This window comes from Streptomyces sp. NPDC086835, assembly GCF_044745705.1.
Taxonomy (GTDB): Bacteria; Actinomycetota; Actinomycetes; order Streptomycetales; family Streptomycetaceae; genus Streptomyces.
Genome location: NZ_JBIVAU010000005.1, coordinates 428,661 through 445,179 on the forward strand (window position 1 = coordinate 428,661; position 16,519 = coordinate 445,179).

Sequence of the window (16,519 nt, forward strand, 5' to 3'; positions counted from 1 at the left end):
GGCTTCGGGCGGCTGCGCCGGACTCCGTCCGGCGATCCCACCAAGACCCCGCCCGGCGGCGCGAACGTCCTGTCGCGCCAGCCTCGCACCGTCGGGCGGCATCAACTTCACAGACAGGGTGCACGGTCCGGTACGGTCCCGTGCCGCGCGCCCGAGATCAGGGTCCGGCCATCGCACAGCGGCCGGGCCCTGGTCCGTTTTCCCGTTCAGCGCACCTGGCCGCCGGAGGCCAGCGCGGAGAGCGTCCGCTCCAGACGGGCCTTGCGGGTGTGCTCCGTCCGGGCCTTCAGCAGGCCGAGGACGATCTGGTACCGCTCCGTCCTGCCGAGGCTCTCGAAAGCCGCCAGCGCCCGCGGGTTCTCCCGCAGGGCGGCGGTCAGGTCCGGTGGCACCTCGGCGTCGCGCTGCGAGGCGTACGCGGCCTCCCAGCGGCCGTCCGCCTCGGCGGCGGCGACCTCCGCGAGCCCCGCCTCGCGCATCCGGCCCGCGGCCGTCAGCTCCGCTACGCGTTTGACGTTCACCTGCGACCACGTGCTGCGAGGCCGACGGGGGGTGATCTTCTGCAGGTAGCGGACGTCGTCACGGGAGCGCCGCAGGCCCGTGATCCAGCCGTAGCAGAGCGCCGCGTCGTTGACGTCGGCCGCGCTCGGCGAGGGCACCCCGGACCCCTTCTTCGCCAGTTCGACCCACAGCCCCGGCGCGGTCCTGTGGTGCTCCTCGAGCCATGCCTCGAGCTCCGGCAGGCCGGCGAAGGCGACCAGCGGCAGTCCGTCCAGCGTTTCCATGCGCTCACGCTAGCGCGGGGGACATGGCGGAAGGGCCCGGTCCGCGTTCTGCGGACCGGGCCCTTCGGGGGCTTGCGGCGCGGTCAGACCTTCAGCGGCCTGATCGCGGTCGGGGCGTGGCCCGGCTCGGTGGCGATCTCCTCGAACTCGGTGACGTCACTGATGTCCGCGGTCTTGCTCATCGCGATGTTGGTGACGCGCTCCAGGATCGCCTCGACCACGACCGGGACCCGGTACTCGGCGGCGAGCTTCTTCGCCTCCTCGAAGGCCGGCAGCATCTGGTCCGGCTCGGTGACACGGATCGCCTTGCAGCCGAGGCCCTCGACGACCTTGACGTGGTCGACGCCGTAGACGCCGATCTCCGGGGAGTTGATGTTCTCGAACTCCAGGTTGACCTGGAAGTTGATGTCCAGGCCGGCCTGCGCCTGACGGATCAGGCCCAGGTAGGAGTTGTTCACCAGGACGTGGACGTACGGGATGCGGTGCTGTGCGCCGACCGCCAGTTCCTCCAGCATGAACTGGAAGTCGTAGTCGCCGGACAGGGCGACGACGGAGGCCTCGGGGTCGGCCTTGGCCACACCGAGCGCGGCGGGGATCGTCCAGCCGAGCGGGCCGGCCTGCCCGCAGTTGATCCAGTGGCGCGGCCGGTAGACGTGCAGCATCTGGGCGCCCGCGATCTGCGAGAGACCGATGGTGGTGACGTACCGCGTCTCCGGCCCGAACGCGCGGTTCATCTCCTCGTACACGCGCTGCGGCTTGAGCGGCACGTTGTCGAAGTGCGTACGACGCTGGAGCGTCGCCTTGCGCTCGTTGGTGGCGTCGACCCACTCCCTGCGGTCGGGCAGCCGGCCGGCGGCCTTCAGTTCCTTCGCGACCTCGACGAAGAGCTCCAGGGCGGCCTTCGCGTCGGAGGCGATGCCGTAGTCGGGTGCGAAGATCTTGCCGATCTGGGTGGGCTCGATGTCGACGTGGACGAACTTGCGGCCCTTGGTGTAGACGTCGAGCTTGTAGCCGGTGTGACGGTTGGCCCAGCGGTTGCCGATGCCGAGGACGAAGTCGGACTCGAGGAAGTTCGCGTTGCCGTAGCGGTGCGACGTCTGGAGGCCGACCATGCCGGCGTTCAGCTCGTGGTCGTCCGGGATGGTGCCCCAGCCCATCAGGGTGGGGATGACGGGCGTGCCGGTGATCTCGGCGAACTCGACGAGCAGGTCGCAGGCGTCGGCGTTGATGATGCCGCCGCCGGCGACGATCAGCGGACGCTCGGACTCCAGCAGGAAGCCGATGGCCTTCTCGATCTGGGCCCGGGTCGCGGCCGGCTTGTAGACCGGCAGCGGCTCGTACGTCTCCGGGTCGAAGTCGATCTCCGTGAGCTGGACGTCGATCGGCAGGTCGATCAGGACCGGGCCGGGGCGGCCGGAGCGCATCAGGTGAAAGGCCTGCTGGAACACGCCGGGGACCTGAGCGGCCTCCAGCACGGTCGTGGCGGCCTTGGTGACCGGCTTGGCGATCGAGGCGATGTCGACGGCCTGGAAGTCCTCCTTGTGGATCACGGAGGTAGGGGCCTGGCCGGTGATGCAGAGGATCGGGATCGAGTCGCCGATCGCCGAGTACAGCCCGGTGATCATGTCCGTGCCGGCGGGGCCGGAAGTGCCGATGCAGACGCCGATGTTGCCCGGCCGGGTACGGGTGTAGCCCTCGGCCATGTGGGACGCGCCCTCGACGTGGCGGGCGAGCGTGTGCTCGACGCCGCCGCCGGCCTGGAGGGCCTTGTAGAAGGGGTTGATCGCTGCGCCCGGCACACCGAACGCGTGGGTGACGCCTTCACGCTTGAGGATCTCAACTGCCGCACGGGCGGCGGTCATTCGAGGCATGGGGTGCTCCTGCTTCGGCCTGTCGGATCTGGTCGGAACGGTCGGAACAGGCTCTGTCGCGCCACCTGAGAGCAGCTATTCCGTATTGTGGAAGTTCAGTTTTGCTATACGGAAGCAATGTAGGGCGCGCTCCGGGCCACGTCAAGGGACGCCCACCACGACGGCCGATGGCCCGCCGAGTCGGCGAAGTGCCTCGCCAACGGGGCGCGGTTGATGGACGATGGGGGCGACCGAGGAGAGGGAGAGAGGCCACGATGACCGAGAGCGTGCCGGTGCGCTGCCCGGTCTGCCGCCGCGACCACCTCTTCGCGGCACCCGTCTACCCGTGCCCGTGCGGCGCCCCGCTCGCGGCGCCCCTGCTGCGTGCCGCCCGGCCGGAGCCGATAACGCACCGCACCTGGACGGACGACTGGGTGACGGTCCGCTGCCCCGAGTGCGACCGCCAGGACCAGTGGCCCCAACCCGAGCTGGGCTGCCCGTGCGGCACGGTCCTGCGGGTCCCCGTCCGGCCCGTCGGCACACGGCCGGTGCCGGCCCCCGCCGAGGGGCCGAGCCGTCTCCGGCGCCCCTGGCACATACCGCTGCCGCGCACGGCCGTCGCCTCCCGGCCCTCCTTCCGGCCGGTGACGATCCGCACCGCGCGCGACGCGGTCACCGCCGCGGCTCTCTATCTCAAGTGGCTGGGTTTCCGCGACGTGATCCAGCCGGAGGTCCGCCCCGTGTCCGGCATCGACCTCAAAGGCCCCGGCATCGTCGCCCAGGTCGACCCCACGACCAGACCGGCGACCCTGCGCGCCGTCGAATGCCTGTGGCTGAACGGCCTCAGCTCGTCCTCCGCGAGCGTCTTCTTCTCCCTCGCGGGTTACGCGCACGACGCCCGCGCCCGCGCCGACCAGCTCGGCGTCCCCCTGTTCGTCATGGACCTCACCGGCTGCCCGCAGCCGGTCAACGCCCCTGCCGACGAGCTGATCTCCACGGGAGTGTGACGCCCCGCGCCGTCGCGGCCGGCGCCACTCCTCCCCCCGCTCGCTTGCTCCTACCGGTCCGGTCGGCGACCGGAGCGCCTCACTGCCGGGCCGACGGCGTGACGACGTTGATGTTGAACGTGTGACCGCCCACGCCGGCGGCGATCCCCATGAAGAGCAGCGCGAAGTGCTCCTGTCCCCGTGCGGTGGTGATGCCGCCGATGTCCATCAGGGAGGAGGGCGGCCATCCGAGGTCGCCGAGGAGCCGGCCGGTGAGCTGCTTGGCGGCGGTGCTCTCACCGGACAGGAAGACCGTGCTCGGACCGTCCAGGCCGCCGGGGTGCACCATCACGGTGGAGTCCATGGTGCACAGCGTCTTGACCACCGCCGTCCCCGGGAAGGCTGCCTGGATCTGCTCGCCGAGGCTGCTGTTGGGGTGGGAGAGTTCCGTGTAGTCGTCGGACAGTCCGACGCCGATGTCGATCAGCGTCTTACCGGTCAGCGCCGGCGCCCCGATCGCGGTGAGCAGTTCTAGGGACACGGTCCCCGGCGTGGCGTTGACCACGACCTCCGCGTCGGCGACCGCCTCGTCGAGACCCACGACGGTGAAGCCGGGTTCGTTCCTGTCCTGCGGCCGGCGCGACCCGAGAACCACCTCGTGTCCCGCCCCGGACCAGCCGACCGCCAGTGCTCGGGCCACGTTGCCTGTGCCAAGGATTCCTATACGCATGCTGCGACGCTAACGGCGCCGCCGGCCCGGCCGGATCGGGCTCAAGGCCCGGACGTGGTGGGCCTCATGGCGTAGGTCCCCCGCCATACCCCGGCCGGGTCGTGCGCGCACCGGACCCGGCCCGGTCCGGTGCGCACGCGCCGTCTCAGCCGTCCCCGAAGCGGCGACGCAGTTCCACCTTGCGGACCTTGCCGCTCACCGTCATGGGGAAGTCCGTGAGGACCTCCAGGCGGCGCGGGATCTTGTAGTGGGCCAGCCGCTCGCGGCAGAACTCGGCGATCTCCTCCAGCGTCGGGGCGTCCGCCGGGTCGCGCGGGATCACGCAGGCGAGGATCTCCTCGCCGTAGCGCTCGTCCGGCACGCCGACCACCTGCACGTCGGCGATCTTCGGGTGCGCGTAGAGGAACTCCTCGATCTCCCGGGGGTAGACGTTCTCGCCGCCCCTGATGATCATGTCCTTTATGCGGCCGACGATCTGGACGTAGCTGTCCTCGCGCATGACGGCGAGGTCGCCGGTGTGCATCCAGCGGCCTGCGTCGACCGACTCCGCTGTCTTCTCCGGCTCGTCCCAGTAGCCGAGCATCACGCTGTAGCCGCGGGTGCACAGCTCGCCCGCCTCGCCGCGCGGCAGGGTCACGCCGCTGACCGGGTCGACGACCTTGACCTCGATGTGCGGCATGACGCGGCCGACGGTTCCCGTGCGGCGCTCCAGGTCGTCGTCGCGCCGGGTCTGCGTGGAGACCGGGGACGTCTCCGTCATGCCGTAACAGATCGACACCTCGGCCATGTTCATCTCGGCGACGACCCGCTTCATCACCTCCACCGGACACGGCGAGCCCGCCATGATGCCGGTACGCAGGGTGGAGAGGTCGTAGGAGGCGAAGCCGGGCAGGTTCAGCTCGGCGATGAACATCGTCGGCACCCCGTACAGCGAGGTGCAGCGCTCCTCCTGCACGGCGCGCAGGGTGGCCGCCGGGTCGAAGGAGGGCGCCGGGATCACCATGCACGCGCCGTGGGAGGTGGCGGCGAGATTCCCCATGACCATGCCGAAGCAGTGGTAGAAAGGAACAGGGATGCACACCCGGTCCTGCTCGGTGTAGGCGATCATCTCGCCGACGAAGTAGCCGTTGTTGAGGATGTTGTGGTGGGAGAGGGTGGCGCCCTTCGGGAAGCCGGTCGTGCCCGACGTGTACTGGATGTTGACCGGGTCGTCGCACGACAACTGCGCTTCCCTGGCCCGCAGTTGCTCTTCGGTGACGTCGGCGGCCGCCTCCAGCAGCACGTGCCAGGAGCTGTCGGCGATGTAGTGGACGGCGCGCAGCCTGGGACACTTGGGACGCACCGCGTCGACCATGGCGCGGTAGTCGCTGCTCTTGTGCGTCTGCGAGGCGACCAGCAGCGAGACCCCGGCCTGGTTCAGTACGAACTCGAGCTCATGCGCCCGGTACGCCGGGTTGATGTTCACCATGATGGCGCCGATCCGGGCGGTGGCGTACTGGATCAGCACCCACTCCGCGCAGTTGACCGCCCAGATCCCGACCCGGTCGCCCTTGCCGATGCCCGAGCCGAGGAGTCCGCGCGCCAGCAGGTCGACGGCGGCGTCGAGTTCGGCGTACGTCCAGCGGGCGCCGGCCGCCACGTCGACCAGTGCCTCCCGGTCGGGGTGCGCGGCGGCGGTACGCGCCAGGTTGCCGCCGATCGTCTCGCCGAGCAGCGGGGTACTGCTGACGCCGTGTGCGTACGACAGTGTCATCGCAGGTCGCCTTCCGTGTACTCGGCGGCGGAGCCCTGGGCCGTGCGCTCCCTCAGCTCGATCCGGCGGATCTTCCCGGACACGGTCTTCGGCAGCTCGGCGAACTCCAGCCGGCGGATGCGCTTGTACGGGGCGAGCACCGCGCGCGAGTGCTCGAAGAGCAGCTTGGCCGTGTCGGGCCCGGGCTCCCAGCCCTCCGCGAGGACGACGTACGCCTTCGGGACGGCGAGGCGCACCGGGTCGGGGGCGGGCACCACCGCAGCCTCCGCCACCGCCTCGTGCTCCAGCAGCGCGCTCTCCAGCTCGAAGGGGCTGATCTTGTAGTCGGATGCCTTGAAGACGTCGTCCGACCGGCCCACATAGGTGATGTAGCCGTCGGCGTCGCGGGAGCCGATGTCGCCCGTGCGGTAGTGTCCGCCGGCCATCGCCTCCGCGGTGCGTTCCTCGTCGCCGTGGTACCCGGTCATCAGGCCCACCGGCCGGCCGGACAGGTCCAGGGCGATCTCGCCCTCCGCCGCGCCCGGTTCACCGGTGACCGGGTCGAGGAGGTCGACCTTGTAGCCGGGGCTGGGCCGGCCCATCGACCCTGCCTTGAGGAGCTGGCCGGGGCTGTTGGAGACCTGCACGGCCGTCTCGGTCTGGCCGAACCCGTCGCGGATGGTCACGCCCCACTCGCGCCGCACGGTCTCGATGACCTCGGGGTTGAGCGGCTCACCGGCCGCGACGACCTCCCGCGGCGGCTTCCGCAGCCGGCTCAGGTCGGCCTGGATGAGCATCCGCCAGACCGTCGGCGGGGCGCAGAAACTGGTGATCCCCTCCCGGTCCATCTCGGCCATCAGCCGGCCCGGGTCGAAGCGCGTGTAGTTGTGGATGAAGACCGTCGCCTCCGCGTTCCACGGCGCGAACAGATTGGACCAGGCGTGCTTGGCCCAGCCGGGCGAGGAGATGTTCAGGTGCACGTCGCCGGGCTTCAGACCGATCCAGTACATGGTCGCGAGATGACCGACCGGGTAGGACACATGGGTGTGCTCGACGAGCTTCGGCCGCGCGGTGGTGCCGGAGGTGAAGTACAGCATCAGCGTCTCGTCCGCGCGGGTGGGGCCGTCGGGCTCGAAGGCCCGCGGGCTGTCGTACACACCGCTGTAGGGCAGCCAGCCGGGGCGCTCGCCGCCGACCACGATCCGGCTGTAGTCGCCGGGGACGTCGTCGAACTTGCCGGTGTCCTCCGGGCGCACCACGACATGCCGCACCCGGCCGCGCTCGATCCGGTCGCGCAGGTCCGCCGGGCCGAGCAGCGGCGTCGCCGGGATCATCACGGCGCGCAGCTTCATCGCGGCGAGCGCGGTCTCCCACAGCTCGACCTGGTTGCCGAGCATGACGAGGATCCGGTCACCGGCCCCGACCCCCTGGGCGCGCATCCAGTTCGCCGCCCGGTCGGACCGGGCGGACATCTCGGCGAACGAGAACCGGCTGCTCGTCCCGTCCTCCTCGACGATCCGCAGGGCGGGAGCGTCGTTGCCCTCCGCGATGACGTCGAACCAGTCCAGCGCCCAGTTGAAGTGCTCGAGGCGGGGCCACTCGAAGCCCTCGTACGCGCGTACGTAGTCCTCCCGGTGCTCCAGCAGGAAGTCCCGTGCGGCCCGGAACCTCTCCGTCGCGCTGCCAGACGTCATGTGTCCTCCTCGTTGCGGGACCGGCCGTCCACATCGTGTAATCGGTGACCCAGGTCTCACTACCCCCGTACGGGGGTGTCGTCCCCGCCCCGGGGGCACCGGAGGGAGGAAGCGCGCGTGACAGGAACCGGCGAAGCGGCCGAGATGCGGGCGGCGCTGCTCCGGCTGCGGCGAACGACAGGGCTCCCCGTCGCCTTCGGCGGGCTCCTCACCGACGGGCGGCAGCAGCAACTGCGCATCGGCGAGCTGAACGGCGCCGCGACCGGCGCGCTGCGGGGGCTCGCCATCTGCGCGGGCAACGGCCTGGGCGGCAAGTCGATGGCCCTCTCCAGGCCGTGCGCGGTGACCGACTACCCGGCGGCGCGGCACATCAGCCACGAGTACGACGCGGCGGTGGCTTCCGAGGGGCTGCGGTCGGTGGTCGCCGTCCCCGTCGTGGTGCACCGCCGGGTGCGGGGCCTTCTGTACGGGGCGCTGCGCCGGCCGCTCGTGCTCGGCGACCGGGTCCTCGACGCGGCGGTGGCTGCGGCACGGGACGTCGAGCAGGCGCTGGCCGTCCGTGACGAGATGCAACAGCTGCTCGCGAGGGCCCGCCCGCCGGCCACGGACGACGCCGTGGGTCCGCGTGACTGGGAGACGGTACGCGAGGTCCACGGCGAACTGCGCGCCCTGGCACCCCGGATCACGGACCGGGCCCTGCGCGAGGAACTGCTCGCGGTCTGCGCGCGACTGGCGCCGGGCCCGCGTGCGCCGGCCTCCGCGACCGGCGAGGTGTCGCTGACGCCGCGCGAACTGGACGTGCTCGGCTGCGTCGCCTCCGGCGCGACGAACGCGGCGGCTGCGGGGCGGTTGGGGCTGCGGCCGGAGACGGTGAAGGCGTATCTGCGGTCGGCGATGCGGAAGCTGGGGGCGCGGACGCGGCTGGAGGCGGTCGTGGCGGCGCGCCGCGCGGGCGTCCTTCCGTGACGAGCCCGCTGCGCGGAGCCGTTCGAACCGGGGGCTCCTCCCCCTACGCCTGGCGGCGTGGGGAGGACCCCCACCGGACCCCCCTCGCCTCAATCGCCGGCGGGGCTCGAGTTGCCGGGCAACGTGAGCCCGCCTGGGGGCGTCTCCCACGGCCGCCAGGGCGGAGGGGGAGATCGAGGGCACCGCGCGGAGCGCGGTACGGGCCCGGGCCGGGGGCTTGCCCGCCACGCGGCGGAGCCGCACATCGGTACAGCGGGAACAGGCGGGGAGGGGAGCCGCCCGCCGCAGGCGTTACGCCGCCCCCACCTGCCCGAACCGCACCTCGTGCGCCGCCCCCGCCCGCATCCCCCGCAGCATCCGCTCCGCCTCGCCCGCCAGTTCCTCCCGCTGCGCCCTCGTCGGCGCGTCGAACGGCTGCAGCGTCACCGTCGCCGTGTCGCCGGTCTCCTGAAGCCGCCAGATCCCGGCGAGGAAGCCGTCGAGGAGGAAGGTGCAGTACGCCTGGTTGCCCCGCCAGGTGAGCGCCTTGTGCTCCGCGGACACCACCCGGCGCCGGTCCGCGTGCGAGAGCAGGAGGTTGTCGAACTCGGGCAGCAGACGGACCGGTGCCGGGGTGTCGGCGTCGGGCCGGGGCGCGTCCGGGAGGTCGAAGAGCTCCACGCCGTGCTCGTCCTGGAACACGGCGAGCCCCGGCCGCAGCCGTTCGAAGACCTCTCGTGTACGCGTCAGCCCGGACCAGGTCTGGAAGTCCTTGACGGAAGCGGGCCCGAAGGCGGCGAGGTAGCGCCGTACGGCGTCCTCGGCGTCCGGCTCGGGCTCCGACGGCCTGCCGAACCACCGCTCCGCGGTGGTGAGCCGGACCTGGCCGCTCCTGCCCCACAGTCCCCGCGGGGTGACCTGCACCAGCGGCAGTGAGCAGCGGGCGGCGACGGACAGCGCGAACGGATCGGCGTCCGGCCAGTGGGCGAGCAGCGCTTCCCGCAGCTCCTTCATGGTCCGCGGCTCCGCCTCGACGAGTTCGCGGGCGAGGGCGGCGAGCCGCTCGAGGTCGACGCCGACGAGCCCGGCGCGGAACTGCGCCAGCTCGCGGTCCCTGGCCGGCTGGACGAGGGGCCGCAGCCGCAGGCAGTCGTCGGCGGTGTGCGTGTGGATGGTGGACCGCATGGTCACGAGCCGCCCCACCTCGCGGGCCTCCATCAGCGTGGACAGCTCCTGCGGATCGAACGCCTCCAGTCGGGCGTCGAGCGCGTAGTAGGGCGGCTTCACGTTCTGCGCCTGGAGCCCGACGAGGTGCGCGACGGCCGCCGCGACGGGCATCTCGGTCCGGGGCGCGCGCCGCAGCAGGAGCTGCCGGGCGAGGGTGGCGCGGTTGAGCTCGCGGGTGCCGAGAACGGGGTGGATCGCGGTTTTCGAAGCCATGCCCGCACGCTACCGAGGCTTGCGGACAGTGTCCGTCCGCAATGGCGGGAGCTGTCGGATGGGATCATGATGGAGACGTGATCGGCAGCCGACGGGGCAGGTGGCAGCGATGAGCAACCCGACGGAGCGGGACCCGGACGGGCAGGCGCTGCTCGACGGTATGACCGTGGACACGAGCCAGCCGGAGCGCCCGGTTCTCCTGGACGAGGACGGCCGCCCGATCAAGACCTGGCGGCAGAACTACCCGTACGAACGCAAGATCCGCAGAGCCGAGTACGAACAGCAGAAGCGTGTGCTGCAGATCGAGTTGCTGAAGCTGCAGCGCTGGGTCAAGGAATCCGGTCAGCGGCTCATCGTGATCTGTGAGGGCCGCGACGCGGCGGGGAAGGGCGGCACGATCCAGCGGTTCACCGAGCGGCTGAATCCTCGCGGCGCACGCGTGGTGGCGCTGGAGAAGCCGACGGAACGCGAGGCGACGCAGTGGTATTTCCAGCGTTACGCGGCCCATCTGCCCTCCGCGGGCGAGATCGTGTTCTTCGACCGCTCCTGGTACAACCGGGCCGGTGTGGAACGGGTGATGGGGTTCTGCACCAAGCCGCAGTACGACCTGTTCCTGCACCAGTGCCCGCAGTTCGAGCGGATGCTGGTCGAGGACGGGATCATTCTGGTCAAGTTCTGGTTCTCGGTCTCGCGTGCGGAACAGCGCACCCGCTTCGCGATCCGGCAGGTGGATCCGGTGCGCCAGTGGAAGCTGTCCCCCACGGACGTCGCGTCGCTGGACCTGTGGGACGAGTACACGGCCGCCAAGGTGGACATGTTCCGGGCCACCGACACCGAGCACGCCCCGTGGACGGTGGTCAAGAGCAACGACAAGCGCCGTGGTCGCCTGGAGGCCATGCGCAGTCTGCTGTGGCGCGTGGACTACGACAGCAAGGACCCGGAGGCCATCGGACGGCCGGACCCGCTGATCGTCGGGGCGGCCGACACTCTCCTGGAGCCGGGTGAGGAGAACACCTCCCTGTCCCCGACCCCGCTCACCGGGCATGCCGAGGGGCCGGGCGCGCACCCGGGCGGTGGGCCCAGCGCCTGAGCGGCCCGGCCGCCGCGGGCCGGCGGGTCAGAAGTCGACCGGATCGCGGACGATCGGACACGTCATGCAGTGGCCGCCGCCCCGGCCGCGGCCCAGCTCCGCGCCGACGATGGTGATGACCTCCACGCCCGCCTTGCGCAGCAGGGCGTTGGTCTGGGTGTTGCGGTCGTAGGTGAACACCACGCCCGGCTCGAGGGCGACGGCGTTGTTCCCGCTGTCCCACTGCTGGCGTTCGGAGGCGTAGACGTCGCCCGCGGTCTCGATGATCCGCAGCTCGGACAGGCCGAGGGCCTTGGCGACCACGTCGGTGAAGGCCGCCGACCCCTCGTCGGTGATCTCGACGCCGGGTGCCTTGTCGGACGGGCGGAGCGAGAAGGTGTGCACCGCGTCCATGATCTTCGGGTAGAGCGTGACGATGTCGCGGTCGGCGAAGGTGAAGACGGTGTCGAGATGCATCGCGGAGCGCAGTTTGGGCATTCCGGCGACGATGACGTGGCGGGCGGCGCCGTTCGCGAAGAGCGCGGCGGCGACCTGGGTGATGGCATGGCGGGAGGTGCGTTCGCTCATGCCCATGAGGACGACGCCGCTTCCGACGGGCATGATGTCGCCGCCCTCGAACGTGGCCTGGCCCCAGTCGAGTTCCGGGTCGCCCCACCACACCGTCGAGCCGGCGAAGTCGGGGTGGAACTCGTAGATCGCCTTCATCAGCAGCGTCTCGCCGTGGCGGGCGGGCCAGTACAGGGGGTTGAGGGTCAGACCGCCGTAGAGCCAGCAGGTCGTGTCGCGGGTGTAGAGGGTGTTGGGCAGCGGTGGCATGAGGTACTCGCGTACGCCGGTCGACTCGCGGGCGAGGGCCACGTACCCGGGGCGGAACTCCTCGGGCAGGTCGGCGGTCGCCAGGCCGCCGATCAGGTATTCGGCGAGCTTGCGGGGCTCGAGCGTCTCGAGGAAGGCGCGGGTGGAGTCGATGAGACCGATGCCGACCTCGTTGGCCGTGATCTTCCGGTCCAGGAGCCACGACCGGGCCTCGCCGATGGCCATGGTCTGCGTGAGCAGGTCGTGCAACTCGACGACCTCGACGTCCCGTTCTCGGAGCTTGTCGACGAAGTCGGCGTGGTCGCGCTGGGCGTTGTCGACCCACATCACGTCGTCGAAGAGCAGGTCGTCCGAGTTGGTCGGGGTGAGCCGGCGGTGCGCGAGGCCGGGGGCGCAGACCAGGACCTTGCGGAGTCTGCCGACCTCCGAGTGGACGCCGTGCGACGGGCGGGCGCTGCTGGTGGTGTCGGTCGTCATGAGAGCCTTCCTGGTCTCCGGGTCAAAGGGTGATCCAGCCGGCGGCCAGGGCGACGACGCCCAGCACGGCACCGGCCACCGAGACGGCGCAGATGACGGTCTCGGCGGGCGAGAACAACTTTTTGCCCTGTTCCCTGCGGGCCTTCACGAAGAGGAACGTGGCGGGCGCGTAGATGATGAAGGAGACGAGGACGAATTTCGGCCCGGCCGCGAAGAGCAGGAACGCCATGTAGAGGGTGGCGACGGCGGCGACCGTCAGCTCCCGGCGGGAACCGCGGCCGCCGGCGGTCCTGTCGTCGGGCCTGAGCCCGATCTTGAGCGCGAACGCCGCCGCGAGCAGGAACGGGATGAGGGTGAGGGCGCTCGTCAGGTCGAGCGCGAAGTTGAACGCGTCGTCGGAGAAGAGCGTGACGATCAGGACGATCTGGCTGAGAAGCGTCGTCATCACCAGTGCCGGTTCCGGCACGTCGGCGGCGGTGGACCGCTTCAGGAAGCGCGGCATGTCGTCGTCCTTCGCGGCGACGAACAGCACTTCCGCGGCCATCAACGTCCAGGCCAGATAGGCGCCGAGGACGGAGACGATCAGGCCGACGCTGATGAACACCTTGCCCCAGGCGCCGACCGCCTCCTCCAGGACGCCTGCCATCGACGGCTGGCGGAGCTCGGCGATCTCGGCCATCGGCATGATCCCGTACGACACGATGGTGACGGAGGCGAAGACCGCGAAGACGCTGAGGAAGCCGAGCACGGTGGCGCGCCCCACGTCGGCCCGGCGCTTGGCGTGCCGGGAGTACACGCTCGCGCCCTCGACGCCGAGGAAGACGAACACCGTGGCGAGCATGGTCCCGCGGACCTGGTCGAAGAGGGAGCCCGCGTAGTCGGCGCCGCCGAAGTTGTCGGCGAAGACGTCCGCCTTGAAGTAGAACAGCGCGATCAGGACGAAGACCAGGATCGGGACGACCTTGGCGACGGTGACGATCCGGTTGATCGCGGCGGCCTCCTTCACGCCGCGCCGGATGAGGAGGAAGAACCCCCACAGCCCGATCGAGGACAGCACGGCCGCGAGCACGGTGTCGCCGTCGCCGAGCGCGGGCCAGACGGCTCCGATCGTCGACATGATGAGCACCCAGTACGTCACGTTGCCGACGCAGGCGCTGGCCCAGTAGCCGAAGGCTGCGAAGAAGCCGAGGTATTCGCCGAACCCGGCCTTGGCGTAGGCGTAGACACCCGCGTCGAGGTCGGGCCTGCGCACGGCCAGCGACTGGAAGACGAACGCGAGCATCAGCATGCCGGTGCCGGCGATGGTCCACGCGATGAGCGCGCCGGCGACACCGGTCTCGTCGGCGAAGCGCCGCGGCAGGGAGAACACCCCGGCGCCCACCATGGATCCGACCACCATGGCGGTGAGCGTCATCAAGGTCAGCTTGACGGCCGGCCGGGTATCCGCGGTGGTTTCACCCTGGGTCGTCATGTCTCCCCGCTCCGTACGGCCGACCATCACCGATAGCGGAATCTATCGCCTATCCACCGGTTTGTGCCGAATGCCGGATACGGAGTGTCCCGAGGGGGCCAGGTCGCCCTCGCTCGCGCGAGGGCGACGCGCTCACGCCTGGGAGATGAGGCGGTCCACCGCCGCCGTGCCCGACGTGTAGCCGGCGGCTGCCGCCGCGCCGGGCCCGGCGGCCTGAGCGGGTGCCAGGCCCCGGGCGACGAGCGGCTGTTGGGCGTCCGGCGTCCGGGTGAGGGCGAGCGAAGGGGCGTGCTGCGGCAGCGGCTGGGCCTGGGCGGGCACCTGCGCCAGCATCGGGGCGGCGACCGGCTGCCGCGCTTGCGCCTGGGCCGGCACGGGCGCCACGGCCGACTGCTGGGCCTGCGCCTGTACCGCCTGTGCCTGAGCGTCGGCCCGGGGCATCGGCTGGGACCGTGCCGGTATCTGCGCGAGCATCGGCTGCGGCGGCTCCGGCGCGGGCGGCGGGGCGGGCGCGGACCGGATGTGCTCGCCGTACAGCACGAGTTCCATCGCGGAGACCAGCCGCGCCACGTCCGGCTCGGGACGCACCACCAGCCGGACGAACCGGCTGGAGCTGCCGATCTTGTTGCCGCACTCCCGCACCAGGACGCCGTGCTCCGCGAGCAGCCGGTCGCGCAGGATCGCACCGTCGGCTCCTTCCGGAAGTCTCACGTACACGAAGTTGCCCTGGGAGGGATAGACGGTGAGACCGGGCAGCTGGGAGAGCCGCCAGATCATGTCCTGTCGGTCGCGGCCCACCTGCGCGAGGCTCTCCGCGTACTCCTGGCGATGCTGCCCCAGCATGAACACCACGGTCTCCGCGAAGGAGTTGATGTTCCACTTCGGCAGCGCGGCGCGCACTTTCCCTGCCAGACCCGGGTTGGCGACGAGATAGCCGAAACGCACGCCGTGCAGGCCGAAGTTCTTCCCGAGGCTGCGCAGCACGATCACGTTCGTCCGCAGCACGGCCTCGGCCGCGACGCTGGTCTCCTGCCCGGCGTCGGCGAATTCGAGGAACGACTCGTCGACGACGACCAGGTCCAGGTCCTGGAGCTGGTCGAGCAGGGACAGCACCTGCTGCTTGGGGAGGAGGCCGCCGTCGGGGTTGTTGGGGTTGCAGACGACGGCGACGCGGGAGCCTCTGCTCCGCACGAACTGCACGAAGGACGCCGGGTCGAGAACGAATCCGCGCGCCTCGGGCAGCAGCAGCATGTCCACCCGCTTACCGGTCTCCATCGGCTGGTCCGTCCAGCGGCCGAAGGTGGGCACCGGCACCGCCAGCGACTCGCGGACGAGCAGATGGTCGATCCAGGTGATCAGTTCGGTGGAGCCGTTGCCCATGGCGACGGTCTGGGGATTGAGGCCGAGCAGCTGGCAGAGCTCGGCGGTGATCGTCTCGGAGCTGCTCGGGTAGTAGGTCAGGATCTCCCTGAGCCTGCTGCCGAGCTCGTCGAACATGGCGGGGGTCGGGAAGTACGGGTTGCAGGGGATGCAGAAGTCCACGATCTCGCCGGCCGCGCCGCCGCCCGCCCTGTCCAGCGTGAAATACGACGGACTGTGCGCGGTGGACGCGCGGAAGAGCGCGGTGACATTGCTGCCGTTGCTGCCGGCCAAGACGTGCCTCCCTGCCTTTTGGCGGCCCGTGCGGATCCACACGGGCCGCCAGAAGGTACGGGTGGAGGTCAGGCGCCGTTCAACGGTCCCGCCGCCTCGGCGGCGGGACCCCGGCCCGTTGGACGTACGTGGCGTTCGAGCCGCACGCGATCAGGTCGGGGCGGCCGTCGCCGGTGACGCCTGGCTCAGGTCATCGGCCGCAGGCCGCCTGTTGTGCCGCACCCCGGCGTGTCCGCGGCGTACGCCGGCCGTGCAGCAGCAGATAGAAATGCTCGACCGACTCGCCAGGACCGTGCTCGAACCGCTTGACGACCTTTCCGAGCGGGTTCCACACCCGCCCGTCCGGCATCCGCACCCCCACCGGCTGGCCGAACATCTCGCGCTGTCCCGCGTCGAGGTCGACCCAGCACGCCCCGGCACGTCTGACCATCACCTCGCCGGTATAGGCGCCGAGCCCGTGAAGGAAGCGGTCCACCCCGGTACGGACGGGTCTGTTGCGTCTGAGTCCGTCGACGACGACATCGACCAGTCTCAGGCTCGTCACGCTGTAGTCGAGCGGCAGTCTGCTGCGCTCACTCATCTCCGTGACGAACCGGGCGGTGTAGCTCCTCATGCCCCTGGCGTCCGGCAGTCCTGCCCCGTGATCCTCCACGGCATCCGCCTTTCCACAACGATGGCCTCACCGGACCCAGCGGAAACACGGGCGGGAGCATCACGGACGGCGCAGGTGGCTGTTCTCACAAGAAAATCAGCGGGCGGCGTACAACCCTCGGCCGGGCCGGAGCGTCGCACGGCGGTCATGGTCAGCGGACGACCGCGTAAGCGGTGTCCGTGCAGGCGGTGTCCGTGC

13 protein-coding genes are annotated in these 16,519 nt (G+C 70.8%); 3 read left to right on the top strand and 10 right to left on the bottom strand.

The window, feature by feature from the left end:
- Window positions 1-206: 206 nt before the first annotated feature.
- On the bottom strand, window positions 207-785 hold the full coding sequence (locus tag ACIPJI_RS19800) for a YdeI family protein (RefSeq protein ID WP_402247639.1): 579 nt from the start codon (window positions 783-785) through the stop codon (window positions 207-209).
- Between the two features lie 83 nt (window positions 786-868).
- Window positions 869-2,656, bottom strand: a complete 1,788-nt coding sequence (gene gcl / locus ACIPJI_RS19805) for a glyoxylate carboligase (RefSeq protein ID WP_402247641.1) — start codon at window positions 2,654-2,656, stop codon at window positions 869-871.
- Window positions 2,657-2,910: 254 nt separating this feature from the next.
- Between gcl and ACIPJI_RS19810 the strand changes: the two genes are divergently transcribed.
- Window positions 2,911-3,642 (top strand): hypothetical protein, encoded by a 732-nt coding sequence (locus ACIPJI_RS19810; protein ID WP_307709050.1) that lies wholly within the window; start codon window positions 2,911-2,913, stop codon window positions 3,640-3,642.
- 79 nt (window positions 3,643-3,721) lie between these two features.
- Here ACIPJI_RS19810 and ACIPJI_RS19815 read toward each other — a convergent pair whose 3' ends face one another.
- The 3 genes from ACIPJI_RS19815 to ACIPJI_RS19825 form a co-directional block, all read right to left on the bottom strand.
- Complete coding sequence (locus ACIPJI_RS19815; protein ID WP_402247643.1) at window positions 3,722-4,351, bottom strand: NADPH-dependent F420 reductase; 630 nt, start codon at window positions 4,349-4,351, stop codon at window positions 3,722-3,724.
- Window positions 4,352-4,496: 145 nt separating this feature from the next.
- Window positions 4,497-6,104 (bottom strand): AMP-binding protein, encoded by a 1,608-nt coding sequence (locus tag ACIPJI_RS19820; protein ID WP_402247645.1) that lies wholly within the window; start codon window positions 6,102-6,104, stop codon window positions 4,497-4,499.
- The gene (locus ACIPJI_RS19825; RefSeq protein WP_402247647.1) at window positions 6,101-7,777 is read right to left on the bottom strand and encodes an AMP-binding protein; all 1,677 of its coding nucleotides are present in this window, start codon (window positions 7,775-7,777) and stop codon (window positions 6,101-6,103) included. The genes ACIPJI_RS19820 and ACIPJI_RS19825 overlap by 4 nt, the downstream gene beginning before the upstream one ends.
- Window positions 7,778-7,921: 144 nt before the next feature.
- Here ACIPJI_RS19825 and ACIPJI_RS19830 point away from each other — a divergent pair, with 144 nt between their 5' ends.
- Window positions 7,922-8,743 carry a response regulator transcription factor gene (locus ACIPJI_RS19830; protein WP_402247719.1) on the top strand — a complete coding sequence of 274 codons (822 nt, stop codon included), beginning with the start codon at window positions 7,922-7,924 and terminating at the stop codon, window positions 8,741-8,743.
- A gap of 291 nt (window positions 8,744-9,034) precedes the next feature.
- On the opposite strand, the gene ACIPJI_RS19835 is transcribed toward ACIPJI_RS19830, so the two are convergent.
- Window positions 9,035-10,162: a winged helix DNA-binding domain-containing protein gene (locus ACIPJI_RS19835; protein WP_402247648.1), complete on the bottom strand. Its 1,128-nt coding sequence runs from the start codon at window positions 10,160-10,162 to the stop codon at window positions 9,035-9,037.
- Window positions 10,163-10,271: 109 nt separating this feature from the next.
- Here ACIPJI_RS19835 and ppk2 point away from each other — a divergent pair, with 109 nt between their 5' ends.
- A complete protein-coding gene (gene ppk2 / locus ACIPJI_RS19840; RefSeq protein ID WP_356621595.1) occupies window positions 10,272-11,252 on the top strand; it encodes a polyphosphate kinase 2 in 981 nt (326 codons plus the stop codon).
- Window positions 11,253-11,279: 27 nt separating this feature from the next.
- On the opposite strand, the gene ACIPJI_RS19845 is transcribed toward ppk2, so the two are convergent.
- From ACIPJI_RS19845 to ACIPJI_RS19860, 4 genes are all read right to left on the bottom strand, one after another.
- Window positions 11,280-12,545, bottom strand: a complete 1,266-nt coding sequence (locus ACIPJI_RS19845) for an arginine deiminase (protein WP_402247652.1) — start codon at window positions 12,543-12,545, stop codon at window positions 11,280-11,282.
- A 22-nt stretch (window positions 12,546-12,567) separates the two neighbouring features.
- On the bottom strand, window positions 12,568-14,016 hold the full coding sequence (locus tag ACIPJI_RS19850; RefSeq protein ID WP_402247654.1) for a basic amino acid/polyamine antiporter: 1,449 nt from the start codon (window positions 14,014-14,016) through the stop codon (window positions 12,568-12,570).
- Between the two features lie 132 nt (window positions 14,017-14,148).
- Window positions 14,149-15,669: a pyridoxal phosphate-dependent aminotransferase gene (locus tag ACIPJI_RS19855; protein ID WP_402247655.1), complete on the bottom strand. Its 1,521-nt coding sequence runs from the start codon at window positions 15,667-15,669 to the stop codon at window positions 14,149-14,151.
- Window positions 15,670-15,859: 190 nt separating this feature from the next.
- On the bottom strand, window positions 15,860-16,282 hold the full coding sequence (locus tag ACIPJI_RS19860; protein WP_356621600.1) for a hypothetical protein: 423 nt from the start codon (window positions 16,280-16,282) through the stop codon (window positions 15,860-15,862).
- Window positions 16,283-16,519 lie beyond the last annotated feature (237 nt).

Bases quoted from the DNA above. Each gene is read 5' to 3' on its own strand.
- ACIPJI_RS19800 (WP_402247639.1), bottom strand. From the start codon at position 785: ATGGAAACGCTGGACGGACTGCCGCTGGTCGCCTTCGCCGGCCTGCCG.
- gcl (WP_402247641.1), bottom strand. From the start codon at position 2,656: ATGCCTCGAATGACCGCCGCCCGTGCGGCAGTTGAGATCCTCAAGCGT.
- ACIPJI_RS19810 (WP_307709050.1), top strand. From the start codon at position 2,911: ATGACCGAGAGCGTGCCGGTGCGCTGCCCGGTCTGCCGCCGCGACCAC.
- ACIPJI_RS19815 (WP_402247643.1), bottom strand. From the start codon at position 4,351: ATGCGTATAGGAATCCTTGGCACAGGCAACGTGGCCCGAGCACTGGCG.
- ACIPJI_RS19820 (WP_402247645.1), bottom strand. From the start codon at position 6,104: ATGACACTGTCGTACGCACACGGCGTCAGCAGTACCCCGCTGCTCGGC.
- ACIPJI_RS19825 (WP_402247647.1), bottom strand. From the start codon at position 7,777: ATGACGTCTGGCAGCGCGACGGAGAGGTTCCGGGCCGCACGGGACTTC.
- ACIPJI_RS19830 (WP_402247719.1), top strand. From the start codon at position 7,922: ATGCGGGCGGCGCTGCTCCGGCTGCGGCGAACGACAGGGCTCCCCGTC.
- ACIPJI_RS19835 (WP_402247648.1), bottom strand. From the start codon at position 10,162: ATGGCTTCGAAAACCGCGATCCACCCCGTTCTCGGCACCCGCGAGCTC.
- ppk2 (WP_356621595.1), top strand. From the start codon at position 10,272: ATGAGCAACCCGACGGAGCGGGACCCGGACGGGCAGGCGCTGCTCGAC.
- ACIPJI_RS19845 (WP_402247652.1), bottom strand. From the start codon at position 12,545: ATGACGACCGACACCACCAGCAGCGCCCGCCCGTCGCACGGCGTCCAC.
- ACIPJI_RS19850 (WP_402247654.1), bottom strand. From the start codon at position 14,016: ATGACGACCCAGGGTGAAACCACCGCGGATACCCGGCCGGCCGTCAAG.
- ACIPJI_RS19860 (WP_356621600.1), bottom strand. From the start codon at position 16,282: ATGAGGAGCTACACCGCCCGGTTCGTCACGGAGATGAGTGAGCGCAGC.